At 65.9% G+C, this 24,234-nt stretch carries 24 protein-coding genes; 13 read left to right on the forward strand and 11 right to left on the reverse strand.

Annotated features, from left to right (window positions below):
• Positions 1–72 precede the first annotated feature (72 nt).
• Positions 73–687, reverse strand: coding sequence for a LuxR C-terminal-related transcriptional regulator (locus FFS52_RS15035; protein WP_078112622.1), 615 nt, complete (start codon positions 685–687; stop codon positions 73–75).
• Positions 688–879: 192 nt separating this feature from the next.
• Here FFS52_RS15035 and FFS52_RS15040 point away from each other — a divergent pair, with 192 nt between their 5' ends.
• On the forward strand, positions 880–1,611 hold the full coding sequence (locus FFS52_RS15040) for a response regulator (protein WP_249356286.1): 732 nt from the start codon (positions 880–882) through the stop codon (positions 1,609–1,611).
• Between the two features lie 18 nt (positions 1,612–1,629).
• Here the strand turns inward: FFS52_RS15040 and FFS52_RS15045 are convergent, their stop codons facing one another.
• From FFS52_RS15045 to FFS52_RS15065, 5 genes are all read right to left on the reverse strand, one after another.
• Entirely contained in the window at positions 1,630–2,649 is a 1,020-nt protein-coding gene (locus FFS52_RS15045) for a ThiF family adenylyltransferase (RefSeq protein WP_078112516.1), read from the reverse strand.
• Complete coding sequence (locus tag FFS52_RS15050) at positions 2,646–3,956, reverse strand: hypothetical protein (RefSeq protein WP_240199001.1); 1,311 nt, start codon at positions 3,954–3,956, stop codon at positions 2,646–2,648. The genes FFS52_RS15045 and FFS52_RS15050 overlap by 4 nt, the downstream gene beginning before the upstream one ends.
• 344 nt (positions 3,957–4,300) lie before the next feature.
• Positions 4,301–4,750, reverse strand: a complete 450-nt coding sequence (gene grpE / locus FFS52_RS15055) for a nucleotide exchange factor GrpE (RefSeq protein ID WP_249356283.1) — start codon at positions 4,748–4,750, stop codon at positions 4,301–4,303.
• A 257-nt stretch (positions 4,751–5,007) separates the two neighbouring features.
• Entirely contained in the window at positions 5,008–6,516 is a 1,509-nt protein-coding gene (locus FFS52_RS15060) for an Hsp70 family protein (RefSeq protein WP_137810164.1), read from the reverse strand.
• The gene (locus tag FFS52_RS15065) at positions 6,513–7,649 is read right to left on the reverse strand and encodes a tetratricopeptide repeat protein (RefSeq protein WP_137810165.1); all 1,137 of its coding nucleotides are present in this window, start codon (positions 7,647–7,649) and stop codon (positions 6,513–6,515) included. Before FFS52_RS15065 ends, FFS52_RS15060 begins: the two co-directional genes overlap by 4 nt.
• A gap of 738 nt (positions 7,650–8,387) precedes the next feature.
• Here FFS52_RS15065 and FFS52_RS15070 point away from each other — a divergent pair.
• The 5 genes from FFS52_RS15070 (at position 8,388) to FFS52_RS15090 (ending at position 13,645) form a co-directional block, all read left to right on the forward strand.
• The gene (locus FFS52_RS15070) at positions 8,388–9,893 is read left to right on the forward strand and encodes an AAA family ATPase (RefSeq protein ID WP_249146056.1); all 1,506 of its coding nucleotides are present in this window, start codon (positions 8,388–8,390) and stop codon (positions 9,891–9,893) included.
• Positions 9,894–9,984: 91 nt separating this feature from the next.
• Positions 9,985–11,097, forward strand: coding sequence for a hypothetical protein (locus FFS52_RS23910; RefSeq protein WP_249356282.1), 1,113 nt, complete (start codon positions 9,985–9,987; stop codon positions 11,095–11,097).
• 1 nt (position 11,098) lies between these two features.
• Positions 11,099–11,593: a hypothetical protein gene (locus tag FFS52_RS15080; protein ID WP_078112511.1), complete on the forward strand. Its 495-nt coding sequence runs from the start codon at positions 11,099–11,101 to the stop codon at positions 11,591–11,593.
• A gap of 176 nt (positions 11,594–11,769) precedes the next feature.
• Positions 11,770–12,345, forward strand: a complete 576-nt coding sequence (locus tag FFS52_RS15085; protein WP_058252891.1) for a TerD family protein — start codon at positions 11,770–11,772, stop codon at positions 12,343–12,345.
• A 145-nt stretch (positions 12,346–12,490) separates the two neighbouring features.
• Positions 12,491–13,645 carry a DUF475 domain-containing protein gene (locus FFS52_RS15090; RefSeq protein WP_078112510.1) on the forward strand — a complete coding sequence of 385 codons (1,155 nt, stop codon included), beginning with the start codon at positions 12,491–12,493 and terminating at the stop codon, positions 13,643–13,645.
• A gap of 140 nt (positions 13,646–13,785) precedes the next feature.
• On the opposite strand, the gene FFS52_RS15095 is transcribed toward FFS52_RS15090, so the two are convergent.
• The 3 genes from FFS52_RS15095 to FFS52_RS15105 are packed head-to-tail and all read right to left on the reverse strand — an operon-like array spanning position 13,786 to position 15,900.
• On the reverse strand, positions 13,786–14,550 hold the full coding sequence (locus FFS52_RS15095) for an AIM24 family protein (protein ID WP_058252893.1): 765 nt from the start codon (positions 14,548–14,550) through the stop codon (positions 13,786–13,788).
• The gene (locus FFS52_RS15100) at positions 14,547–15,263 is read right to left on the reverse strand and encodes an AIM24 family protein (protein WP_058252894.1); all 717 of its coding nucleotides are present in this window, start codon (positions 15,261–15,263) and stop codon (positions 14,547–14,549) included. Before FFS52_RS15100 ends, FFS52_RS15095 begins: the two co-directional genes overlap by 4 nt.
• A 16-nt stretch (positions 15,264–15,279) precedes the next feature.
• A complete protein-coding gene (locus FFS52_RS15105; RefSeq protein ID WP_137810167.1) occupies positions 15,280–15,900 on the reverse strand; it encodes an AIM24 family protein in 621 nt (206 codons plus the stop codon).
• 248 nt (positions 15,901–16,148) lie between these two features.
• On the opposite strand from FFS52_RS15105, the gene FFS52_RS15110 reads away from it, so the two are divergent.
• Genes FFS52_RS15110 through FFS52_RS15130 form a run of 5 tightly spaced genes read left to right on the forward strand, consistent with a single transcriptional unit; the run spans position 16,149 to position 21,769 of the window.
• Positions 16,149–17,261, forward strand: coding sequence for a hypothetical protein (locus tag FFS52_RS15110; protein WP_137810168.1), 1,113 nt, complete (start codon positions 16,149–16,151; stop codon positions 17,259–17,261).
• Positions 17,258–18,475, forward strand: a complete 1,218-nt coding sequence (locus tag FFS52_RS15115) for an HpcH/HpaI aldolase/citrate lyase family protein (RefSeq protein ID WP_137810169.1) — start codon at positions 17,258–17,260, stop codon at positions 18,473–18,475. Before FFS52_RS15110 ends, FFS52_RS15115 begins: the two co-directional genes overlap by 4 nt.
• The gene (locus FFS52_RS15120) at positions 18,472–19,767 is read left to right on the forward strand and encodes a phosphoribosyltransferase family protein (protein ID WP_137810170.1); all 1,296 of its coding nucleotides are present in this window, start codon (positions 18,472–18,474) and stop codon (positions 19,765–19,767) included. Before FFS52_RS15115 ends, FFS52_RS15120 begins: the two co-directional genes overlap by 4 nt.
• The gene (locus tag FFS52_RS15125; RefSeq protein ID WP_058252898.1) at positions 19,767–20,891 is read left to right on the forward strand and encodes a cysteine protease StiP family protein; all 1,125 of its coding nucleotides are present in this window, start codon (positions 19,767–19,769) and stop codon (positions 20,889–20,891) included. Before FFS52_RS15120 ends, FFS52_RS15125 begins: the two co-directional genes overlap by 1 nt.
• Positions 20,888–21,769 carry an HAD family hydrolase gene (locus tag FFS52_RS15130; RefSeq protein ID WP_247450648.1) on the forward strand — a complete coding sequence of 294 codons (882 nt, stop codon included), beginning with the start codon at positions 20,888–20,890 and terminating at the stop codon, positions 21,767–21,769. The genes FFS52_RS15125 and FFS52_RS15130 overlap by 4 nt, the downstream gene beginning before the upstream one ends.
• Before the next feature lie 13 nt (positions 21,770–21,782).
• Here the strand turns inward: FFS52_RS15130 and FFS52_RS15135 are convergent, their stop codons facing one another.
• A complete protein-coding gene (locus FFS52_RS15135; RefSeq protein ID WP_137810171.1) occupies positions 21,783–22,523 on the reverse strand; it encodes a response regulator in 741 nt (246 codons plus the stop codon).
• A 260-nt stretch (positions 22,524–22,783) separates the two neighbouring features.
• Between FFS52_RS15135 and FFS52_RS15140 the strand changes: the two genes are divergently transcribed.
• Positions 22,784–23,416: a helix-turn-helix transcriptional regulator gene (locus FFS52_RS15140; RefSeq protein ID WP_242697025.1), complete on the forward strand. Its 633-nt coding sequence runs from the start codon at positions 22,784–22,786 to the stop codon at positions 23,414–23,416.
• An 83-nt stretch (positions 23,417–23,499) separates the two neighbouring features.
• Positions 23,500–23,967, forward strand: a complete 468-nt coding sequence (locus tag FFS52_RS15145; RefSeq protein ID WP_137810172.1) for a hypothetical protein — start codon at positions 23,500–23,502, stop codon at positions 23,965–23,967.
• Here the strand turns inward: FFS52_RS15145 and FFS52_RS15150 are convergent.
• Complete coding sequence (locus FFS52_RS15150; RefSeq protein WP_058252901.1) at positions 23,964–24,215, reverse strand: DUF6480 family protein; 252 nt, start codon at positions 24,213–24,215, stop codon at positions 23,964–23,966. The two genes, FFS52_RS15145 and FFS52_RS15150, sit on opposite strands and share 4 nt — an antisense overlap.
• Positions 24,216–24,234 lie beyond the last annotated feature (19 nt).

Genomic DNA, 24,234 nt, shown 5'->3' on the forward strand with positions numbered 1-24,234 from the left:
GCAGACGCGGCAGGCCCCGAACAACTCTGGGCAGCGCCACCTGCGCCACGCGGCGGATATCCCCGCCGGCACTCAGCGACGGAGCAGTTGGTTGCGATCAATCCAGCCATCGGCCATCAACTCGATGAGCAACTGCGACTTGTTCGACACCTGGTGTCCGGCCTCGACATAGCGTTCGGTGACGCGGCGCAGGTGTGTGCGGACGGTGCTCTCGGCGATGTAGTGCTGCGCCGCCGTCTGCCGAACCGTCGCACCGAGCACATAGGTCAACACGACTTCACACTCCCGGTCGCTGAGTCGAACTCGGCGACGCGTGCGGGACGGGGCGATCTTCTCGAGTACCTGCCGGAGGACACCGGCCGAGAACGCCGAATCGGGGAGCCCGACACCGGTAGACGGGTCCGGTCGAACCCCGATTCCGATGATTCTCGAGTCGCGGAACCAGCCCAACTCGCTCAGCCGCGCCAATCGTCGTTCACTGCGGACGATCACGGCGGCGACCGGGCAAGGTGGCAGCATGTCGGCCTCCGCATCGACATCGATGATGCTCACCCGATGACCGAAGTCCTCGAGGAGTGCCATCAGTGCGACATCACCCAGGTCGTGCTCGGCGATCACCGCCATCGGCTGCCGCACAGTGAGTTCGCGCATGGGGACGTCGAGATCGTGGCTGATGTCGGTGGTCATGAACACTCCTCGGGAAGGGGTACGGCGGGCGTCGGCGGGATATCGGGTACCCGTCAAGAGTGAGGTGATCCCGCCGAGCGATCAGCCACAGTGACGACATTTTCGTGCTGGGTTCGGACGGATTCCGCCCCCGAAGAGCGACGCGGAGGTGGAATCGCGCATGAATCGGACCAGTACGGCAAGATGACGCGGGTGACGACCGGACTCCGCATCCTCATCGCCTCGCCACTCGGGCACGTGGTGGCAGACCCGCTCAAGGCAACGTTCGAGGGCTCCTTGGTGACAGTCGCCCGGGATCGCGATGAGTTTCGCAACGCGATCGCGGCACGCGTGCGTTTCGATGTCGTCAGCGCAGACCTCATCTTCAACCACGCCGAACTCGAGTGGACTTTCGACGGCCTCGACGTCATCGAGGGGCTGCGCACGTCGGATCGTCTCGCGCCCGTCCTGCTGGCCACGCAAGGCCACTCGATGGAGGAGGACCATCTCGCCGAGGCACGACGACGTGCCGATGTCTCCGGTGTGGTGGCCAAGTCCGCAGGTCTGCACACCTTCGTGGAGTCCTTACGGACTGTCGCCTACGGCCAGCGGATCACCAGTCGGCCTGAGTCGGGCTCGCGCCCATCCCTGTTCGAGATGTTCAACGGACGCCGCGGAACCACTGCGGCGCGCATGGCCGGGGCGATCGCCGCCGGCAACGCGGCCGACGTCGCGACCCTGGCGGAGGTGGCGCGCGTGTCCGCCAACACCGCGAGCAAGGTCGCGTCCAACTACGTAGGTCCCATGATGCGTGCCCGCAACGAACACGACGAACGCCTGCCGCTAACACAGGCGTCTGTCTTCCGGTGGTGCGGTCTGCACGCGCGCTACATCGTGAGCTGGTGTCGGCGCCATGGCCACGCTGATGTCCTCGCGCCACGGTAGGTGGCGGGAGTAGGAATCTCATAAACACACCAGATCACCCGCGCGGACGTGTCTCCGTCCCGAAGGCACCCGGCCCCCACAGACGATCCGTCGAGCAACGGTGGCACCGACCGCGCCGGCAAGAGTCGCTGCGCTGCCCAACTGCGGCCATGACGGGATCGAGCGGCCGACCTCGCCGAGAGCATCGTGCACCCGAGGTGACACGTCGGGTCCGACGATCGCGCCGGCAAGGCGAATCTTGTTGGCGGGGTCGGAGAGTTCGTCGGCGCTCAACGACCCCAGATCGCCCGCCATCCCGTGGAACTCGGGATAGTCGGGCTCCAGGTCGTAGCGTTCCACGTCGACGATGACGTCGTCACCATCGTCGGTGACCATGATCAGCGGAACCGCCGCCGCCCTCGCGGCGCGCCGAATCGCCACCTTCATCGCCAGATCGTCGACCTCCTCGAGGACAACGTCTGCACCTGGGCCACCGGGGGGCGTCAGAAAGCGCTGTAGGTCATCGGGGCCGACACCTCGGTCGAATGTCTCGACTGTCGTATATGGGTCCAGTTCGAGTAACCGCCTCTGCGCGAGAGTCGTTTTCGCCACGCCGAGATCGCACACCGACCCGTTCAACCGGTTGAGATTCGACGGTCCGAGCACATCTGGGTCGCCGATGCGAAAGCTGCGAGCCCCCGTCAGCGCGCATGTGTGTAGCAGGGACGCACCCACACTCAACCCGGCGACTGCGATCGTCGCGCCAGACCACCTCGCCTGCTCCTCGTCGGTGATGAGGAACCGATTCCGGGACGTGCGGATTCGGTGGAAGATCTCGTCGTCGGGCAGGCGGACCAGCACGTCCCGCCACGGATAGAAGACATAACGGCTCCGGCGTTCGAGTTCGCAGTGCGCCAGCGGCTCCAGCTCCGTATCGAGGCGCACCATTGCGCAGTACTCGTCGAAAGCGTGTGCCCAGGCATCGACGACACGAGTACCGGCGCGTCGGATCTCCTCCAGACGTCGGCAATCGAGCCGTGGGTCCAAGATCTCGATCATCGCCGACCCCGCAAGGTGTAGGTGTGCTTTGCACCGGGTCGGAAGGGCCCGGTTCCGTAGGGGTGCACGTTGACCACCGGAGTGGTCCGCTCCTCCCCGTGTGAACTGCGCAGCGTTCGGAACTCGTCGTTGTTGTCCAGTAGGGCTGCCAGACACAGACTTCGCAGTCTCTCGGCCAGACCTGGTTCCGGCGTGGTTGCTCCGGCCGAAAGCTCGACGTCGATGCGCAATACCGGGCAGTGATCGTCCCCCGGACTTCCGTCCGCGCAGAACCGCCCGGTGACCGACCGTGCGACCGACGCGGCGTCGAACGCCGAGGCCAGCTGCGCAGGGAAGATGGACGACGAATAGAAGGATGTGGCCACATCCGGCCGACCGGTCAGGACCACGAAGCACCCTTCGGGATCGACGATCGTGGACAGATCGTCGAATCCACTCATCTTCAGCACCTCTTGGAGTTCTAGGCCGGTGAGGACGCGACCCTGGTCATTGATCCGGTAACGCACCAGGGGCAGGGCACTGTCGATCGTGAACAAGAGGTACCCGTCCTCGTCTACCTCGGTGTAACGGCGCATCGGGTCGACCTCGACGAACGTGGTCAACGGTGTCGCGTTGCGACCGAACAGTTCCCGCCGCAATTTGTCAGAAGTGAATGCCGCCCGGCGGACGGTCACGGTCGTCGGTGTCTCGTGACCCATCACGCCTGCCTCAGCTGTCCCGTACATCAGGCATACCCGCTCCGGGCGGTGAAGCCGACCGAAGCGTTCCAGTACGTGGTCGCGCCATCGCTCGGTGATGCCTTCACCGGCCAGCAGGAGGTGCAGGTCCTGGGTGAGTGCGTCGGCGGGCAACATGTCGAGCACGTCTTTCACCAGGGGGGGGTAACCCGCGAGTATCACCTTCTCGTGGCGTGGACCCAGTTCGACCAGACTCGCAACCGCCGCCGCGACATCGATTCCCGGTGTCGCCACGGTGATTCGACGATCGTCTTCGTGTAGTCCGAGAGCGGCCTGATAGCTGTACGTGCCGCCGATCCAGGTCCCCATCGCGAAGCAGACCACAACCAGGGTCGTGTGCCCTCCGATATCGAAGCACTCCTCGAAGATCCGCCCGTAGTAGTCGGCAGCATCACGAGCGGCCCGGGAGTCGCGAGGGAAGTATGTCGGCGATCCGGTCGAACCAGATGTCGCCGACCATGTCTGTGCCCGTGAGATGTCACCGTCCCACATCAGTTCATCCAGCTCGTGGGGAGCCAGGTAGTCGATCTTGGTCGTGATCGGCAGCGCAGCGAAATCGTCTCTCGTCATGATCCGCTGCGGATCGCAACTGTGTGCCCGGAGATGGGCTCGGTATGCCGGAACCCGGCGGACGACGCGGTCTGCGACATCGATGGCGTGGTCGAGGCCTGCCGCCGCAGCAGTCCGTTGCGTGGATGTCGGTAGTTGATACATGGTTCCTCCTGGTCGTTGTGACCGAGGAGCCGTTTCCCCACCCTGCTGGATGCCGCTTCTTCTGTAGGTTGCTGTCTCTGACGAGTCGGCCGGATACAACAGAGCGCCCCGTCCGACTGGCTTGTCGGACGGGGCGCTCTGTCATGGTGCACCGGTCCCTCGGAGGCGCCAACATGCACGCAACCCGACGGGCGGCGTGGTCACCCAGGGTAGGTCGGGTCACCCCATTCCGGTGTCCATTCGGCCGCGACCTCCGCCGGCCTGATCACATACCCCGACAGTTCGTACCCGTGCCGTACCCGCTCGACGATCCGCAGTGTGTCGTCCGAGCTCCCGCGCGGGCTTCGACTCGTGACCACTCGGTGTCTGGCCTTGTCGACCTCTGATCCCGGTGGGCACTCGATCGTCTCGATGCCGAAGTCCTCGAGAATGTCGTGCAATTCGTCGACCACGCTGGCGCTCAGGGCCCATGGGTCGACCTGCCGACGTCCCTGCTCGAGTTCGACCCGATCGATCAAGGCCGCCAGCTGCCGCGCGATGGGACGGAGCAACGTCTGCGTCATCCCGACCTCGGCGGCCGCGGCACGATCTCGGAGGGCGATCAGCGACTGCTCATAGTTGCGCTCGACGACCCCGGAGGCAGTCGCCATGGCACTCTCCATCCGGTCGAACCGAAGGTGCAATTCGCTGAAATCCACTGTGCTCGAGACCGAGGGCCATGCTGCCGCCGGCCGACCCGACACCTCTCCCGTCGGCGCACCCTCGCGCGAGGCGGCTCGATCGGTCCCATCCACATCCGGGTACACCGGATCGCACTCGGTGAACTCGCCGACGTCGGTGCGGGCGGGACCGGCAGGCGCCGGGTCACGTACCGGATCAGCGGCCCATCCGGTGCTGTCCGCGGAGCTCACTGCACCACGATCTCTCGACTTTGTTTACGGAGGGACTGGACTTCCATGGCATCGAGGTTGGCCGTTCGCTGTACGTTCATCTGGCCGATCAGCCGACCGCTCACCGCGTCATGGAGCTCCGCCTCGACAGTCTGGTTCTCTCCGATGACGAACACGACCCGAAGCGGCGCCTTGGCAGGCAAGTCATAGTCGAGAGCGAGTAGCGACTCTCCGATCACTTTCACGTACTGGAGTTCGGCTCCGTTCTCGTCACCCTCGGTGATCCGGAAGTTGATCTGGCGCGTCGCCCCCACCGTCGAGAAGGAGCTGGCTTCAACCCGATTGGGCACCCTCGTGTTCGGCACGACGACAAGGCTGTTCAGCATCTTCGATCCGTCGTCGGCCAGAACCGCGACGCCGAGTCCCTGCGCGACCACGTCGGACACGGACGCCTGCACCGCTGGTGGTTCACCTGTCTCTACCGCGTTGCGGAGCTCTGCAACGATGGCCGCTCCCAGCGCGACGGCCTCATCGGGATGAACGCTCTTGTCGGGCTCGAGTCCGGTCCACTCCTTGACCGACCGCTCCACGATCTTCATCCGGGTGGATCCGCCGACCAGCAACAGTTTGTCGACGTCGGAGTAGGACAGTCCGCATTGATCCATCACATCCTCGAGGATGTAGCGGGTCCGGGTCACCAGGTCGCCGACGACCCGATCGAATTCTTCACGCATGATCGTGATGGACTCGGTCCCGATCCGGATCTTCGCTTTGTCGCTGGTGGACAACCTGTGCTTTGCCGCCTCGGCTTGCTCGCGGATGAGCGCCTGTTGTTTGTCATCGTCGGGATCCAGCTCGCCTCCGAGATCCCGATACTTCGCTTCGGTCAACCTGATGAGCTCGTTGTCGAAGTCGAAGCCGCCCAGGTTGCGATCGCCTGCCGACGCCAGGACCGTGAAGTTGTTGTGCGAGATGTCCATCAGCGTCACATCGAAGGTGCCACCGCCGAGGTCATAGACGAGGACCCTTCCGTTGTAGCCGCCCTTGAGACCGAAACTCAGAGCTGCAGCGGTGGGTTCGTTGATCACCTGCAGAACGTTCAGTCCTGCGATCTCTCCGGCCTGGCGTGTTGCGGTTCGCTCGGCATCACCGAAATAGGCCGGCACGGTGATGACCACCTCGTCGACCTTCTCGCCGAGATAGGCCGATGCATCGTCGACCAAGAATCTGAGGATGAACGACGAGATCAACTCGGGTCCGTATTCGGTCGAGTCGCCGTCAGGGATGAACTTGTAGTCGGGGCTTCCCATGTGACGTTTGACGTAGCGGACGACGTTGCCGGGCATCGACGTCTCTGCGTTCTTGGCCTGCTTTCCGACGGTGACGTCACCGTCGTCGAACAAGACCGCGGACGGAGTCGTGTTGTCGCCTTCGCGGTTGTGGATGATCGTCGGGATGCCGTCGTCAGCCAGCACCGCAACCGCTGAATTCGTTGTACCCAGATCGATTCCGATGACCTTGCTCATTGCAGGTGCCCAATCATCAGCGCGAGAGAGTTCTTACGCTTGGACTTCTTCCAGCCCGGAACGTAGGACTGCCACACGATCAGTCCGACAGCCGCCAGTGACGCGAGAATGAGCAGTACCCCGATGCCGGAGGAGACGCCCATCAGCACCACCCCGAGCAGGAACGCTCCCACGACACCACCCAGCCACATGAACGGAGCGTCGGACACTGTTGTCGGTAGGCACCACGTCATCTCGTTCTGCTTGTGCAGGTATTCGAGAATCCGCGCCGCCTCCTGCTGAATTTCCGGGTCCCGAGAGAGCTGCTGCGCCTCGGACGCGAGTGCGACCATCGGAGCGATCTCCTCCTCCGCGGTCACCGCGTAACGGCCGTTTCCCTTCAGCTTCGGAACTGTCTCAGCTTTCTCCAGCAAGGCGATTCCGAGGTAGTAGCGCACCGGATCGACAGTCTGGTGCTGGGCGAAGACTCGGCGGTACATGTCGATGGCCTCGTCGAGGAGCCCGTTCTGCTGAAGCACCGAGCCTTGTGCGAGGGGATAGACGAAGTTCTGCGAATCGAGTTGAGTGGCCACTTGATACTCCTTCAGCGCTGCCACCCAATCCCGGAGCTGCTCATGGACGTTGCCGAGATTGAAGTGATACTCGGCGTTGTTCATCTCGATCTCAGTGGCGTGCCGCGCCTCGAATAGGGCGTCCTGCACTCTGCCCAGTCCGAGGTTCGCACGAGACCGAAGGCTCCAGGACTCGGCGTTTCCGGCTAGCACAGTGGTCGCCTCTTTCGCCGCGTAAGCAGCGGAATGATAGTCGTTGTTCGCCAGAGCCTCTCGGGCCGTTGCAACCCAGTCGACCTGGCCGCCCGCTCCTACAGGCTGGCGTGACGGTGCGGACGCCGGCGCCACACCCTGCGCCAGCGCGCGATCGTACGCCGCGCGCTTGTCCGCGCCGCCGAGAAGAACTTCGCGGGACTCACGTAGCCGCTTCATCTTCGTCTCGGCCTCGTGCCGCACGTCGATGTTCGGCGAGGATGCGCGTTTGGTCCACTGCCGGGTCGCCCGTTTCGAGGCCTGCTCGATCTCGGCCTCACTCGCAGTGCGGGTGACGCCGAGCAGTTCGTAGTAGTCGACTTCAACCATCAGCAGACACGCTCCTAGGAGATGTACTCGCCTGGTCATCACACATGACGCTTCCGCGTACTCATGGGTTAGAGACGAGTCCGAGAGATTCTCAGAACATCGAAGCTAACAGCCGGGGTCAGCGCGCTCTGTCATCATTTTGTACGAATTCCATTGCATCAGTGCGGCATCTGCGACGCAGACATCCGGCACGAGCGCGGTTGTCGGCCTGTCCGGACGCCGGATTCCCGAGGCCGACGTTGCCGGACATCCGTCTGGGACGTGTGTCCCACACAGGGGCTACTCTTGGCGGCGCACACGTTCACATGTTCATAGGACAGCCATCGACCCCGACCTGTGGCAAACTTCTCCGGTCTCACCTCTCTGGACTGAGCACGGAGGTCTTCGATCTTGACGTACGCGGATTCACCACTGCCCACTTGGCTTCGCGAGGTCGACGTCGCACTACCGGCCAATCCGCAAGTGGTGTTGACCGGCAACCTACGAGACCTCGTGCTCGTTCCGAATCCGCGGCCTACCGGGCCTCGCTTCGTCACGGTTGACCCGACGTCAGCACTCGTACGCACGCTGCACGAGGCCGGACATCTGACACTTCTCTCGTTCAACCCGGCTGAGGGGCTGGGGATTCTGGCGGAGCACCAGCAGGTCGGCTCTGAGTTGATACGCGCAGCCGAGTCGAGTGCAGGGCCGGAAGCGTCGTTGACAGGTCAACTGCGCCGGATAGTCCGAATGGTTGCGATGTCGGAGTCTCCGTGTTGCCTCATCATCGAGGGCGCTTCCCGCCTGCGGGCCGACTCGGAGTCTTTCGGTGGCGAGCTCCACGAGCTCCTGGTGACCGCCGAGCGCGTTCTCCTGACAGCGCCCCGTCGGCGTGTGGAGGGCCCCCACCGATCGCCTCTCTACAACACCATCTTCTGGATGATCGATCGGGAGTCCGACCTCCCCCACTGGATCGTCGGTAGTGACCTGGTTCGGGTGATCTCGATTCCGTTACCGTCCCTGGGAGACCGACGACATCTGATCAAGCCGTTGGTCAATTCGCTTCCGGGCGCGACACCCATGCCCCTCGATCAGGATCCCGACCCCGAAACTGCCAAGCTCATCGACCACTACGCCGGGCTCACCGGTGGCATGACACTCCGCTCGATCACCGAGATCAACCGTCTCGCGATCGACCGCGGAATCCCGGCCCCGAATATCGACGACGCGGTGCGCACCTTCCGCGTGGGCATCCCCGACAACCCGTGGCATGACCCGGCACTCAAGGCGAAGATCCGCGACGCCGCAACCCGTCTGAACAAGAGCGTGCTCGGCCAGCCCGCTGCGATCCGCAAGACGGTCGACATCCTCATCCGGTCGACGATGGGCCTCACCGGCGCGCAGACAGCCAGTTCCGGCGGGCGCCCCCAGGGTGTCCTGTTCTTCGCCGGACCGACGGGCGTCGGCAAGACTGAACTGGCGAAGTCATTGGCCGAGTTAGTTTTCGGCCGGAAAGATGCATTCCTTCGGTTTGACATGAGCGAGTTCTCGGCCGAGGGTGCCGAAGCCAGGCTGATCGGGGCCCCACCGGGCTACGTGGGCCACAACGCGGGTGGCGAGCTGACGAACGCGGTCCGACAGCAACCGTTCCGACTCATCCTCTTCGACGAGGTGGAGAAGGCCCACCCGCGAATCTTCGACAAGTTTCTACAGATTCTCGAAGACGGCCGCCTCACCGACGGAAACGGTTCCACGGTGTATTTCTCCGAAGCACTGATCGTCTTCACATCCAATCTCGGTGTCTACACCACCGGGGCCGACGGACACCGAACGCCGCGGATCGCCCGAGGTGCCGGTTACCGCGAGGTGGAGTCGACCATCCGCGAGGCCGTAGCCGAGCACTTCACCCGAGAGCTGGGTCGCCCGGAGCTGCTGAACCGAATCGGTGAGAACATCGTCGTATTCGACTTTGTGTCGGAGACGGTCGGCGACGACCTGGTCGACCTGTTCGTGACGAACATCGGTAACCGCGTTCGCGAAACCACCGGCGCGCGGCTGACAGTCGCCGAGGATGCATTGCAGACTCTGCGCCAGGGCGCGACATTGAATCTCGACTTCGGGGGCCGTGGTGTCGCCAACGTCCTCGAGGCCATGCTCGTGAATCCGTTGGCACGGGCGATGTTCGAGCTGGCGACGATCCCGCCGGAGCTGACGGTCACCAGGGTCAAACGCTCAGGTGAGACCTGGACGGTCTGGTTGCGGTGACTCCGAGCATCCGGCGCCCCCATCCGGCCTTCGAGTACTCGCAGGGTCTCGACACGCCACAAACCCACTCACAGAACGAGGTCGGCGACTGATGCCCATCGATTACACCCATCCGGGCCGGATCAACTATGAACATCCGGGCCGGGGATCTCGCGCCAGGCCGGCCACTGCGGATCCAGTTGCGGACAGTCCGGCCGATCCCGTAACCGAGGCATCGTCGAGCCAGCCGATCAACTATCGACGGCGCGATCGTGTGTCACGACCTGCTCCGGACCGACAGGACGCGGCTCCCGTGCCAACGCCCACTCCTCGCGTACACGCCAACGATCAGGTCACCTGCACGTGTGGCGCAACGGCGGATCGCAGCGTGCTGGCCCAGTGTGTGTCTTGCGGTGCCGACCTCTGGGCACTGGCGGGTGTGCACAGCCAATCCCGGAATGCAGCGGCTGCCCCCGTCACAGCTCGCCGCCCCGTCGGTTTTCACCTCCCGGAGTCTGCGCCTGAATACCTCGACAACGGGTTTGTGGCACAGATGCAGTCCTACTCAGACGGTCTGCGCGCGAGCGTGAACGCGGGGTTGGAGTATGAGGGTCGAGTAGTCGACTCGGAGTGGAAACAGGTAGCTGCTGCGATCCTGCGCCTTCACTGGTGGGATCCCTCCGCACTCACGCTCGAAGTGCTTCGGGTCAACATCATGAAGCTGAAGATCCAGGAATGGGCGGCACGAGGCGGTATGGCCGACCTGTCCGAGATCGGCTGGACGCACGTGCTCGACTTCGTCGAGACCATCGACACCGTGGACACCCCCGGAGATCGTGACTGGACCACCGGCGACATCGAACTCCAACATGTCGATGCCATTCCGCAGCGATTCGATCATCTCGAGTCGATCCGCCGGATCGGGGCGATGGTCGCCGATGTCGACGTCTCCGGTCAGGACGTGTTCATCAAGCTCGCCAACGTGTTCAACGGCCATATCAAAGACTTCGGACGGCGCAACAACTGCGAACTCGAGATCGTCGCAACTGACATCACGGATGCCATCACGTCCCGCAGCGGTTGGCTTCCCGATTGGGCTTTCGCGTGGCCCACGTACTTCGGCGAGCTCGGCGTCTACGCCTACAACGACTGGGTGTGCGGTCAGGAGCGCGCCGAATGGCATATCGCGAAGTACATCATCGACGAAGCACGGGGAGCGAACTGACATGACCTCCACATCCGAGCCGCGACTGAGCGACCTCACCGGCGCAGCCGCCGACGCAGCCGCGCGATTGCGCGCCCAGCGTCGGCCGCTTCCGGTGGTCGGGCACAAGGAGGTGACCCGACAGGTCGAGCGCAAGGGTTTCCTGGGCCGAACCGAGACTGTGCCCGAGACCGCGCGAGTACCGATCGAACTCCCGGGGTGGCCCATCGGTCTCAATCGCGTGGTTCTGCGTGCCGCCTCCGACACCATCGACGAGGTCGTGTTGACCCCGGAGGGCAAGGTCGTCACGCTGCGCGTCGATCGGGACAAGCCCGAGGAGGTCCGCGTCGCGTCCCCCCACGCCCGATACGCATTGCGCGTCGCGCAGAGCGTCGGAGGAACACCGGAATGGGTACAGACCGGCAACGGATCCGACAGCGCCGCACGTCACCAGCGGGCGACCACTGCCGGTGATGCCGTCGGGCGACTGGTCGAGTTGATCTCCCGGATGGGTTGACCATCACCGCCCCGCACCGGCAGTGTCCGGATCGCCGAGGGCGAACCCGCAGGTCATCCATCCGAACCAGTGACCGGGTCAAACCGTTCACATAGAGTGTTGTCGATTGCTCCGAGTGGCCCGTACCGGGCACATCGGACATCACGAGACCCCGTACCAACAGAAAGGCGCAAACCATGGGCGTGAGCCTGAGCAAGGGCGGAAACGTTTCGCTGAGCAAGGAGGCTCCGGGCCTGACTGCGGTCTCCGTCGGCCTCGGCTGGGACATCCGAAGCACGACCGGTACCGACTTCGACCTCGACGCCAGCGCCATCGCGCTCGGCGCGGACAAGAAAGTCCTCTCCGACCAGCACTTCATCTTCTTCAACAACCTGCGTTCGCCCGACGGCTCGATCGAGCACACCGGCGACAACCTGACCGGTGAGGGCGAGGGCGACGACGAGGTCATCAAGGTCGACCTCGCGGGCGTTCCGCCGAACGTCGACTCCATCGTTTTCCCCGTCTCGATCTACGACGCGGACGCACGGTCGCAGTCGTTCGGCCAGGTGCGCAACGCGTTCATCCGCGTCGTCAACCAGGCCGGCGGCGCCGAGATCGCCCGCTACGACCTCAGCGAGGATGCCTCCACCGAGACCGCGATGGTTTTCGGTGAGCTGTACCGTCATGGGTCGGAGTGGAAGTTCCGCGCGGTCGGCCAGGGCTACGCCTCGGGTCTCGCGGGTATCGCCCGCGACTTCGGTGTGAACGTCTGAGTCTCTCGTAGACTCCGGCTGTCCGCCTGAACGTGCTTGTGGATGCCGCACCCGTTGTCGAACGGGTGCGGCATCCGCGCGTCACCACTCCTCTCCGACAATGCGGTCGGCTGGTTTCCACGCACCCTAGAAAGGCCACAAGCCAGTGGTAGTAAGAATTTTCGGCCTCTCGGTCGTCGTGACGATCGTGTCGCTGATCATCGCTTTCCTCTATGGCGGCGTCGAAGCGCTGATCCTGACCGCCATCCTCGGCGTCTTCGAGATCTCGCTCTCCTTCGACAACGCGGTCATCAATGCCACGATCCTCCGCCGGATGAGCGAGTTCTGGCAGAAGATCTTCCTCACCATCGGCATCCTGATTGCCGTCTTCGGTATGCGACTGGTGTTCCCGCTGGTCATCGTGTGGCTCGCGTCGGGTCTCAACCCGGTTGAGGCGCTCGACCTCGCACTGAACCCGCCGCCCAACGATGCGGCCTACTTCCCCAACGGCGATCCCAGCTACGAGACGATCATCACCGACGCCCACCCGCAGATCGCGGCCTTCGGCGGCATGTTCCTGCTGATGCTGTTCCTCGGCTTCGTCTTCGAGCAGAAGGAGCTCACGTGGCTGACCTGGATCGAGCGGCCGCTCGAGAAGATCGGCAAGCTGGAGATGCTCGAGGTCGTCATCGCCATGACGCTTCTCGTCCTCACTGCGACCTACATCGCCGCGCCCGACGAGCGGTCGACGGTCATGATCGCCGGCTCACTCGGCATGATCACCTACATCCTGGTCAACGGCCTCGGCGAGTACTTCAACGTCGAGACCGCGGAAGATGACGAAGCGGCCGAGCCCGGCACCGACGCCGCGGAGAAAGCGGCAATCGAGAAGACCAACGGAAAGTCGGGACCGTCGGACCTGGCCAAGGCGACAGGCAAGGCCGGCTTCTTCCTGTTCCTCTACCTCGAGGTGCTCGATGCGTCGTTTTCCTTCGACGGCGTCATCGGCGCGTTCGCCATCACGGCGGATCCGATCATCATCGCCCTCGGCCTCGGCCTCATCGGTGCGATGTTCGTCCGTTCGCTCACCGTCTACTTGGTGCGCAAGGGCACGCTGTCGGAGTATGTGTACCTCGAGCACGGAGCGCACTGGGCGATCGGCGCGCTGGCGTTCATCCTGCTGTACTCCATCGGCACCCACGTCCCCGAGATCATCACCGGCCTGATCGGTGTCGCGCTGATCATCGCCGCACTGATCTCCAGCATCGTGCGTCGAAACCGCCTCGCGGCGAAGGGCGAAGAGGAGAAGGTCAACATCTGACCCTTCGCCCTCTGAGGAGCACCCGGAGCTTGCGCAAGCTCGCTCCTCAGGGAGCAGAGGCCGGAGCCGGGTACCACCTACGAACGACTGCGCCGCAGGACCCCGAAGGTCCTGCGGCGCAGTGGTTTCGAGAGCCCGACTCAGCCCTGCTGCTGCCCTAGTTGCTGGGTGATCTGCTGGTTGATCTGGTGCAGGCTGGGCACCGACATGCCCGGGAGATGGCCCTGGATGGTGCGCAGGACCGACGAGTCGTCGCGCACCTTCTCGCTCGACTGCACGAGAACCGTTCCCGCGCCGGTGAAGTCGAACTGGCGCTCCTCGCCCGAGTTCAACCCCATCCGCCGGCCCGCGGCCGCGATGAAACCGTTGACCCACGCCTCGTCGTAATGGTGACTGGGCGACGGGCAATCCGACCATCCGACAAGCGCTTCGGGATCGACGCGCACCGGCGGTTCGACGAACATCACCGGGCCGTTCGACGACGCGAGGAACTTACCGGTGCCGATGAGCGTCAGGAACCCCGGCACGATCGACTGGTTGAGCGACAGGTTCGGCTGGAAGGCAAGAAGATTGGCCGCCCGGATGGTGAGGTTGCCGTCTTCGAGGTCGTAGGCGTTGATGTCGTATCCGCGGTCGCCGATGATCAGCTTGCCGTGGCCCTCGGCGACGACGTAGTCACCGAGGTACAGCGGGGCGGAGAACTGCTGCGCCACCATCTGCAGCATGTTCCCCTGCAGACCCTGGGTCAGCGCGGTGAACTGCATCTGCCCGTAGTAGGCGATCATCGCGCCCTTGGACATGAACCACGGCTGGTTGAGGTCGATGCAGAAGGAGTAGTTGTTGTCCGGCACGTTGTCGTCCGACGGCAAGTTCATCGGACTCCACACGGTGTTGAGTTGGCTCATAGTTTCTCCTCCGATGCCTGCACGTACACGATGCCCTGTCCGGAGCACTCCAATTGCATTGCCTCACCGCCGGTTCGGCCTACGTTGCGCCAGCTCATCGCCGACCGCAGGCTGGTGTTGACCTGACCGGCCGACCCGACGAACGCCTGCGGGTCGACGGTCACCGGCGGCTTGGCCGGGGACACCTCGAGCTCGAAGACCCCGCCGTGCCCGAGCAGCACCGCCGAACCCGGACCCGACAGCTGCGTCGTGAACATGCCCTGACCGGTGACGGCTCCGGCAGCAGCGGACCGCAATGCACCGAACAGGCCGCCACCACCGCCGCCACCGCCGCCCTGTGAGGCGACCGAGACGACGGAGGCCTGCAGGTTGGCCGCGTAGGCGAGCAGCCGCGACGCCTCGACCCGGATCGTGCCGCCGACCGCTGCGAGATCCACGACGTGCACCTCGATGCCGAGGAAGCCGTAGTGCACCTCGCCGTGCCCCTGCGCGATCATCGTCGACTCGTGCTCGCCGGCGAGCATCCGGCCGGCCATCCCGCCCATGCCGCCCAGTCCCGGCATCCCGCCGCCCATACCGCCGGCCCCCGCGATCTGGTGGGGCTGGAAATGCACGTTGCCCTTGTAGAAGAGCATCGCCCCGCGTCGCGCGACGACCGGCCCGGTACCGCCGATGTCGACGGAGACGACCTTGCTGTTGACCTTGGTGAACATTCTCGCTACCTCACCCTCACCGCTCGGCCGGCTGGATCGACACGACGCCGCTGCCATCCCAGCGCAACGAGAACGCCTCTCCGCCACCCTGTCCCAGCGCCGACCGCCAGGAGACATCGGTGACGAAGGACTGACTCAACTGGCCGCGGGCGCAGACGAACGCGTCCGGGTCGACCACGAGCGGATACTGCGGTGACACCTCGAGGTGGATGAGCGGGCCGCCGTTGGACAACAGTGCGATCTGCCCGTGGCCGCTCACCGTCGTGGTGAACAGACCCTGACCCGACGACGCTCCGCGCAGGCCGGCGAAGGTGACGTTGGTCTGCAGGTTGCCGTTGAGCACCATCAGTTGCTCGGATTCCACCTGCAGGGTCTCGTTGTTGAGCTCGATGACGGTCGTCTCGGCGGCGTTGTGCGCGAAGTACACGATGCCGTTGCCGGAGGCCTCCATGAGCGACAGCGCCTCCCCGGTGGCCCGCTGCTTCAGGCCCGCGAGCACGCCGTCGCCGCCGCCGAAGCCCGCCGATTTGAAGGTGACCTGTCCCTCGTAGGCGACCATCGACCCGCTGATCGCGCGGACCGAGGAGTTGTTCAGCCTGGCTTCCACCACGCGTTTGGACCGTTGTACCAACTGCATTCGACGTGCCTCTCTCGCGCCGTGGGGAGGCCGCCGTTCGACCATCCCTCGTTCGTCTCCCGACGCCATCCCCGCACCGCGGCACCTGCCGGCATCTCGGCATCCCAGCTCGCCGTGAGCCGGGGAATCCGGCCTCATACCGAGATGAAAATAGCCGATAGCATCGAGTGGTGCCCGGAAACTTCGTACGTCGTTGGTTCGGGAACGATTCACGCACGAATTCCGCGCCACCTGCATCATCGGAACAAATGACGGCGGCGTTCCTGGAGTCCGAATCCGTCCTGGCCGAGATCGATCCGGCCGTCGCGGTGACCGCCGCCCTCGACCCGCGCTCTCGCCTGCGCGCCTCGTGGTCGGATATCCGCGAGCAGCACGCCCAGGCAACGTCGGACTACCTCCGGCTGGTGTCCCCGCCGGCCGGCACACGCGTCGACCCCCGGGATCTCGACCGGTCGACGCAGACGCTGCGGTCGATCACCGCCTCCATGCGCGACTTCGCCCAGACCAACGCCGAGACCCTCGAGCGGGCGCGGGCCACGGCGCGGGCCGCCGACGCCCAGGACCACGAGGCCCGGGTGGCCGCCAACCGGGCGATGACCGCCCTGGAGAACACCGCACCGGCAGTGGCACGACTGCAGTCGGTGTCGGACGCCACCGACGACCTCGCGCGTGCGCTCACGGCTTTCGACCAGGGCGCGGGGCTGCGTGACCGGCAGACCGCCGCGGCAGCCGTGCTGAGCTCGGCGCGCCGCCTCGAGCAACTTCTCGCCGATGCCCCCGCCTTCGCCGACCGCGCGCAGCAGGTCATCCGTTCGGTGGAAACGCGCCGGAGCGCGGTGTCCACCCGGAGCGCGCAACTCCCCGACACCCTCTCGGCGCTGCGCCGGGAGTTCAGTGCCGATTGCTCCCTCGATCTACAGCGCAACGGCTCGGTCGTCGACGAACGGCTCGAACACGCCGACGCCGAGCTCGCGGCCGCCCGCGCGATGGTCGATGCTGCCCCCGACCAGGCCATCGGCCGCGCCGACGCCGCCCGCGACGACCTGGCCGTCGCGGAGAAGGCCGTCGACGCCGTGCTCGACCGGTTGCGACTCCTGCGGGAGGTGCGCGCCGACCCGCGGGGCGCGGAGCAGCGCGTGCGCTTCCGCCTGCGCGACGCCCAGCTCTTTGCGGTCAATCACCGTCTGGTTGACGAATGGGGCTCGGTCCTCGATGCTCAGGCCGACCGGATCGAGCGCGCCAAAGGGGTTCTGGATCGCATCCACCCCGACTACTGGAGCTACCTGACGCAGCTGCGTGCGGTGGACGACCGGATCACCGAGATCGTTTCGCGGATGAGAGGACAGGTGGCCGCAGGATGACCACCACTGCACGACACGACGACACCGGTCTCGAGCCCGGGACGATCCGGCACTTCGACCACCTGGAGCCGTCGGTCTCGAACTCCCTCTTCCACCGGCAGCCCGAGCCGATCGAGCCGACCTGGCCGGCGCAGCGGCTCGCCGTCGCGCTGGGCGCCACCCTGTACGTCCCGGCAACCCGGCCCGATCTTGCCGAGGTCATCCGCCGACGCCGGGCCGAGGGTGTGATCTCGATGGTCATCGACCTCGAGGACGCGGTCGCCGACGACGAGGAGGCCGAGGCGATCGAGCACGCCGTGGCCGCGTTGCGCGCTATCGCCGCGAACCCGTGCCGGCCGATGTTGCTGTTCGTCCGTCCGCGGTCGGCCGACCGGATAGTGCCGATCGCCACCACGCTCGACACCCCGTCGGTGCTGACCGGGTTCGTCATCCCGAAGTTCTCGTCGGAGAATGCACCCGAGGCGTTCGACGCCGTTGCCACTGCCGGACAGATCCTCGACAAGCACCTCTGGGTCATGCCGGTTCTCGAGTCGGCCGCGGTCGTGCACCGCGAGACCCGCGACGACGAGTTGACCGCCCTCGCGTCGCTCCTGAGCGCGCACCGCGACCACGTGCTCGCCGTGCGCATCGGTGCCACCGACATCTGTAGTCACTTCGGCATCCGCCGGGATCGTGACCTGACCATCTACGACGTCCGGGTCGCGGCCGATGTGATCGCCGGCATCGTCAACCATCTCGGCCGCAGCGACGAGAGCGGCTTCGTCGTGACGGGGCCGGTGTGGGAGTACTTCGCCGACCACGAGCGCATGTTCCAGCCCATGTTGCGTCACACGCCGTTCCGCGAGAACGACGCCGTCTACTTCCGGCAGCAGCTCGTCAGCCGCGACATGGACGGTCTCCTCCGCGAGATCACCCTCGATCGCGCCAACGGCCTGCACGGCAAGACCGTCATCCACCCCGCGCATGTCGCCGCGGTGCACGCGTTGTCGGCGGTCACCCACGAGGAGTATCACGATGCACTCGACATCCTGGCCGGTGAGTCCGGCGGGGTACGGGCGTCGTCGTACCGCAACAAGATGAACGAGCTGAAGCCCCACCGCAACTGGGCCTTGCGGGTCATCGATCGCGCTGCCGCCTTCGGCGTGACCCGCCAGGGGGTCTCGTTCGTCGACCTGCTCACCGCGCTCGCCTCGCCCGGGTCGGCCACCTCGTGAACGATCCGGACACCGTCGGCATCGACTGGGTGACCGAACGTTTCGGCGTCGAGATCGCCGACGTCGGCGACACTCCGGGTCACACGGTCCGCGACCTCGTCTCACTCGGCTTGCGCCACAACCGACGCCGTGCTCATCTGCTGGTCTCGACCGTGCTGGGCAAGCACATCCCGACCTCGCCCGCGATTGTGCGTGGCGCCGCCGACGACCTCGGCGCCGCGATCGTCGCCGAGATCGGCGCGAATGCGGCGCGCGACGCCGTCGTCTTCGGTTTCGCCGAAACCGCGACCGGGCTCGGACACTGTGTCGCCGAACGCATCTCCGCATCCCGGTATCTGCACTCGACGCGGCGCAGACGCCCGGATGTGGTGGTGACGGGCACCTTCGAGGAAGGGCATTCACATGCGACGACGCATTTGCTGCAGCCCAGCGATTCCGCATTTCTCGACCCCGTGACGCCGGACGAGGTATTGATCCTGGTCGACGACGAGATCTCCACCGGCAAGACCGCGCTCGGCGCCATCGAGGCCATCGTCGCGGACCGTCCCCGTAAGCGGTTCGTCGTGGCGTCCCTGGTCGACATGCGTACGCCCGCGCAGAAGTCCGAATGCGATGATCTCGCAGCTAAACTCGGCGTCGATGTCGCCTACGTGGCGCTCGCGCACGGCTCGATCACCCTTCCCCCGGACCTCCTCGATGAGGTGTGGCAGCTCCGGTCCGACGAGCTCAACCCGGTGGCAGCCCGGCGCGGCGGCCAAGTCGCGGTGGCCCTCGACTGGCCGGCGGCAGTTCCCGACGGCGGCAGGCACGGAATTCTCCGCACCGACTCGACGGGCTTCCGGCGAGCGGCGACCGCGGCCGCCGACACCGTGGCGGCACAACTCGATCCGCGGCGCCCGGTGGTCGTGATCGGGCACGAGGAACTGATGTACGCACCCTTGTGCATCGCCGAGTCGCTGGAGCGTCGTGGCTTCGCCACCGGATACCAGACCACCACGAGGTCGCCGGCCCAGGTGCACGACGTCCCGGGGTATCCGCTCCGGCGCGGATTCCGGTTCACCGCACCGGAACCCGATCCGGAGACGCCGCGCTATGTCTACAACGTGTCCTCCGTCGACCATCCGGACCCGCAGGTCGTCCTGATCGTCGACTCGCCGGCGGACACCGATGAGTTACGCGCGCCCGGTGGACTCGTCGACGTCCTCACCGCCGCCGGGCACCCGGTGGTGCTGGCCGTCTTGCCCGCCACCGACCAGCCTGCCCTGGCACGAACCCGAGAGGCGGTGCGCTGATGGACATCGCCACCACCACACCACCGCTGTGCGGACCGGAGTTCGGTTCGTACGCGGCCGACGAAGTCACCTGGCTGCTCAAAGACCTGTCCGACGTGGCGCTGGAAGGTGAACTGCGCGAACGGGAACGTCGAATCCAGTCCGGTCAGGCCCACTATGCGGAGTCGCTGCCGATCGAGTATCAACCCGGCCGCGAGTACCAGGAACTCTTCCATGCGACGCTACGGTCTTCCGCCCAGCGGCTCGCGGAAGCCGTCGGAGTGGTGTCCGAACTCATTCTGGCCGAGCGGCATTCCACGCCGACGCTGGTGTCGCTGGCGCGGGCCGGCACCCCGGTCGGCATCCTGATCCGACGGTGGATGGCGGCCGTCCACGGCATCGAACCCCAGCACTACACGATCTCGATCGTGCGCGCCCGCGGGATCGACACCGTCGCACTCGATCACATCGTGGCGCGGCACCCGGCGGAGTCGGTCGTCTTCGTCGACGGCTGGACCGGCAAGGGTGCCATCCAGCGCGAACTCACCGCCGCTGTCGACGGGTACGCGCGCGCCGGCCGGCCGCAATTGCACGACGAACTCGCGGTGCTGGCCGACCCCGGCTCCTGCACGACCCTGTTCGGCACCAGGGACGACTTCCTCATCGCCTCCGCCTGCCTGAATTCCACTGTCTCCGGCCTGGTCTCGCGCACCGTCCTGAATGCCGACCACATCGGTCCGGGCGAGTTCCACGGAGCGAAGTTCTACCGCCATCTCGCCGACTTCGATGTCTCGGGACTGTTCCTGGACACCGTCAGCGCCGAGTTCGATGCAGTCGCCGACCGAGTTCGGGCGACGGTGTCGGCGATGACGCCGGAGTCACGCCGGCCCGACTGGTCCGGTTGGCGCTCCGTGGAGCAGATCCAGACCGAGTACGGCCTGTCGTCGATCAACCTGGTCAAGCCCGGCGTCGGCGAGACGACGCGGGTGCTGCTGCGTCGCGTACCGTGGCGCATCCTGGTGCGCGCCGACGATCTGCCCGAACATCGCCACATCCGGTTGCTCGCCGCCGAACGAGATGTGCCCGTGGAGGTCTCGCCCGATCTCGCGTACTCGTGTGTCGGGCTCATCAAGGAGGACTCGTGAACGCGCTGGTCGCCACCGATCTCGATCGGACCATGATCTACTCACGCGCCGCCATGGGCGACGAGCAGTTCGCGGCCCTGGAGACCGTGTGCGTCGAGATCTACCGCGACGCGCCGCTGTCGTACATGACCACGACCGCCGTCGAACTGATGACCCGTCTGGCACGTGAGGTCGTCGTCGTACCGACGACCACTCGCACCCCGGCACAGTTTGCCCGGATCGAGCTGCCGGGCAGCCCATTTCGCCACGCCGTGGTCAGCAACGGTGGCCGGATCCTCGTCGACGGCGCCGACGATCCGGAATGGCGTGCGCACATCGACCGCGAGGTGACCCGCGCGGGCGCCACCCTCGACGAGGTCCGCGACGAACTCCGAACACGCATCGACGACTCCTGGGTCACCGCTCTGCGGACCGCCGACGACCTCTTCTGTTACCTGGTCGTCGACCCCGCGGTCCAACCGCCGGAGTTCCTCGAACAGTGGCAGCAGTGGTGCGACGCACGGGGCTGGACGGCATCCCAGCAGGGTCGCAAGATCTACGCGGCCCCGCAGCCGGTGACCAAGTCGGCGGCCATCGCCGAAGTCCGGCGACGGCTCGTCGCAGACGGCACCCTCGACGACTCGGCAGTGCTCTGCGCGGCCGGCGACGGCTGGCTCGACACCGACCTGTTGCTCGCCGCCGATCACGCGATCCGCCCGCGGCACGGTGAGCTGGAAGCACTCGGCTGGTCGGCGCCCGGGCTCGCGATCACCGCCGGCACCGGGGCCCTCGCCGGTGTCGAGATCCTGCGGTGGTTCGGCGAGCGGAGCGGGATCAGCGTGCCGGAATCCGCGACGCCTCCAGCGCGAGACCGGACCGTCGGGGTTCACGCGAACTGATCAACCGAACTGATCACGTGGGCATCGATCCGAGGACGTCGGAGTGCCCGTGGCGTCGGCACCAGCTGATCAGGTATCGCGCGTGTAGGCCGCACCACCGGTAGACGGCGGCCTGGGTCATCGGCAGCGATGCGTCGTGCTCACCGCGCTCGACGATGATGGGCCCGAGGTAGTGGCTCGTCACCTTGTTCGCCGTGTTCGGCGACACCTTGGCGGCGCGGGCCAATGAGGCGTTGTCCGAGGCGCTGCCCGACGCAATCGCCCCCGCGAGACGGCCCGCGGTATGGCCGCGCCGACCATCGAACAACTCGTAGAGCGGTGGACGGCGCGCCGACGCGGCCCTGGGCAGGGCCTGGCCGAGCGCCACCGAGCGCACAACACCGACCAGCGTCGCGAAACCGTCCGATTTGGCGATGACCCCCGCGACCTCGTCGCGCAACCGCGCCTCGTCGAGATGGTCCTGTTCCAGCCCGTGTCCCTGGGTCGCCAGGACAACCGGCGCGTGCCGGTCATGGTGGTCGAGGGTGTCGATGACGTCGAGTCCGTCGAAGGTCCATTCCAGGTCGGGTCGGTTCCAGATCAGATCCGCCACCACGACGTCGAATCGCACGTTGCCGGCGATGCACTGGACGAACTCGTCGCGGCCGGTGGCAACGGTGACCGTGGCCTGGTCGAGCGCCTTGGTCAGCGGCACCGCGACCACGTGTCCCAGCGGGGAGGCGACGAGGACCCGCATGTCGGTCGGCACAGGCATGATCATGCCCGATATGTCCGCGGTGTGCGCGATCACGCATCCGATCGGACGACAGGGTGATTATTTACCCTGCAATCACCACATCAGGTCCGAGATACCGCTGACAAACCGTCTCACGTTCGTAAGGCTGAAGAAGTTGGCGTTCGTGAAATAAATTCTCGATGCCCGATCGCGAGTCATGTCGATCATCCGAGAGAGTCCCGCCGTTTGTTCGGCTCACAGCTCCCGGCCGAATCGAAGTCGACAGGAGATCCCGGCACGTGTCCGTACCCCTCAACGACGCCCCCCGGTCGGCGACCCCCGGCACCGGGCCCACTGCCGCGCCGAGTCCGGAGCGGCGGATCACGGCCGTCGTTGCCGAGCACGACATCTTCGACGCCGCCCTGGCCGCTCTCGTGGAGAGCGCCGGCTACGACGCGACGGTCGTCGAACCCGCACAGCTCGCTGCCCTACGGAACCCGAGCGCGATTCTGGTGCGGTCGGCCGCGATGCTCGGATTCGTCCGGCGGGTGGCATCGCTGCGCACCGTCAACGTCATCTTCGTGGGCAACGGGGTCGCGGGCTTCGATCACATCCGTGTCTCACCGCGGGCCCCGGCCGCCGAGGACGAGCTGCAGCGGGCGCTCGAGACTGCGGTGGGGCCGCCGACCCCGCCGTCCGCACCCACACTTGCGAACCGGGTACGCATCACCCAGCGGGAGCTGGAGATCCTCCAGACCTACACATTGGGTGCGACGCTGCGTCAGACGTCGCGTGTCCACGAGATCGCCGAGAGCACGGTGCGCGAGCACTATCGGCGTGTCGCCCGACGCTACGAGGAAGCCGGCCGGCCGATCGGGAACAAGGCCCAGTTGCTGGTCGAGCTCATCGCCGACGGCTGGGTGCGCCCCTGACACCGCCGCCGTGGCCGACGTGCGGCTCAGTTGGTGTCCTTTGCCTCACGGCAGAGGCTCTCGGACGGTGCAGACTTCCGACCATGACCGCGCCTGCCGACTCCCTCGACGAACGGGGGATCGGGAACCGACGGACCGGCACGGCGTGGACGCTCGCCGGGATGGAGCTGTTCGTGTCGTTGTCGGCACTCGCCGGCGGCTCGGCTATCATGACCGATCAGTGGTCGATGCCGCGGGAGTGGCTCACCCACACGCCGTTCGAGACCTGGACCGCTCCCGGTGTCGCACTGATCGCCGTAGTCGCGTTACCCCACCTGGTGGCTGCCGTGGTCGCCGCCGTCCCGTCCGTGCCCGCGCGGTTGGGCATAATCGGCGGCCTGCTCGCCGGGTCGTCGCTGATGGTCTGGATCATCATCCAGATCGCGCTGCTGCACGTGTTCTTCTTCCTACAACCCGTGCTCTTCGTCGTCGGCATCGGTGAAATCGCGCTGGCGATCCGCTGGCGGCGTGTCCGCTGCCCGTCGACGCCGGGTGACGGCGCTGAACCCTAGAAGAGCCCCACGGCGCGGCCGATCAGACCGAGCGCGACGATGAGAAAGATGATCGCCGCGACGGCGATGACGATCACGCCGCCGGCACGCCTGCGTTGCGGCGGTTCGTGCTCCTCTCCACCGACCGCGGATTCCGCCGGCGGTGTGTCACCGGGCGCCACCCCGCCGCCGGGTTCGAGTCCCGCCGTGCTGGACGGGTCGGGGTTCTGCGGGTTGAACGGTTTGCGGGCGGGGTCGTTGTCAGCCATACGGGCGGTGTACCCGGAA

This window comes from Gordonia sp. ALPHA1B1 (genome assembly GCF_005502615.1).
GTDB lineage: Bacteria > Actinomycetota > Actinomycetes > Mycobacteriales > Mycobacteriaceae > Gordonia > Gordonia hongkongensis.

Bases quoted from the DNA above. Each gene is read 5' to 3' on its own strand.
- FFS52_RS15035 (WP_078112622.1), bottom strand. From the start codon at position 687: ATGACCACCGACATCAGCCACGATCTCGACGTCCCCATGCGCGAACTC.
- FFS52_RS15045 (WP_078112516.1), bottom strand. From the start codon at position 2,649: ATGATCGAGATCTTGGACCCACGGCTCGATTGCCGACGTCTGGAGGAG.
- FFS52_RS15050 (WP_240199001.1), bottom strand. From the start codon at position 3,956: ATGACGAGAGACGATTTCGCTGCGCTGCCGATCACGACCAAGATCGAC.
- grpE (WP_249356283.1), bottom strand. From the start codon at position 4,750: ATGGCGACTGCCTCCGGGGTCGTCGAGCGCAACTATGAGCAGTCGCTG.
- FFS52_RS15060 (WP_137810164.1), bottom strand. From the start codon at position 6,516: ATGAGCAAGGTCATCGGAATCGATCTGGGTACAACGAATTCAGCGGTT.
- FFS52_RS15065 (WP_137810165.1), bottom strand. From the start codon at position 7,649: ATGGTTGAAGTCGACTACTACGAACTGCTCGGCGTCACCCGCACTGCG.
- FFS52_RS15070 (WP_249146056.1), top strand. From the start codon at position 8,388: ATGTCGGAGTCTCCGTGTTGCCTCATCATCGAGGGCGCTTCCCGCCTG.
- FFS52_RS23910 (WP_249356282.1), top strand. From the start codon at position 9,985: ATGCCCATCGATTACACCCATCCGGGCCGGATCAACTATGAACATCCG.
- FFS52_RS15080 (WP_078112511.1), top strand. From the start codon at position 11,099: ATGACCTCCACATCCGAGCCGCGACTGAGCGACCTCACCGGCGCAGCC.
- FFS52_RS15085 (WP_058252891.1), top strand. From the start codon at position 11,770: ATGGGCGTGAGCCTGAGCAAGGGCGGAAACGTTTCGCTGAGCAAGGAG.
- FFS52_RS15095 (WP_058252893.1), bottom strand. From the start codon at position 14,550: ATGAGCCAACTCAACACCGTGTGGAGTCCGATGAACTTGCCGTCGGAC.
- FFS52_RS15100 (WP_058252894.1), bottom strand. From the start codon at position 15,263: ATGTTCACCAAGGTCAACAGCAAGGTCGTCTCCGTCGACATCGGCGGT.
- FFS52_RS15105 (WP_137810167.1), bottom strand. From the start codon at position 15,900: ATGCAGTTGGTACAACGGTCCAAACGCGTGGTGGAAGCCAGGCTGAAC.
- FFS52_RS15110 (WP_137810168.1), top strand. From the start codon at position 16,149: ATGACGGCGGCGTTCCTGGAGTCCGAATCCGTCCTGGCCGAGATCGAT.
- FFS52_RS15115 (WP_137810169.1), top strand. From the start codon at position 17,258: ATGACCACCACTGCACGACACGACGACACCGGTCTCGAGCCCGGGACG.
- FFS52_RS15125 (WP_058252898.1), top strand. From the start codon at position 19,767: ATGGACATCGCCACCACCACACCACCGCTGTGCGGACCGGAGTTCGGT.
- FFS52_RS15135 (WP_137810171.1), bottom strand. From the start codon at position 22,523: ATGCCTGTGCCGACCGACATGCGGGTCCTCGTCGCCTCCCCGCTGGGA.
- FFS52_RS15145 (WP_137810172.1), top strand. From the start codon at position 23,500: ATGACCGCGCCTGCCGACTCCCTCGACGAACGGGGGATCGGGAACCGA.
- FFS52_RS15150 (WP_058252901.1), bottom strand. From the start codon at position 24,215: ATGGCTGACAACGACCCCGCCCGCAAACCGTTCAACCCGCAGAACCCC.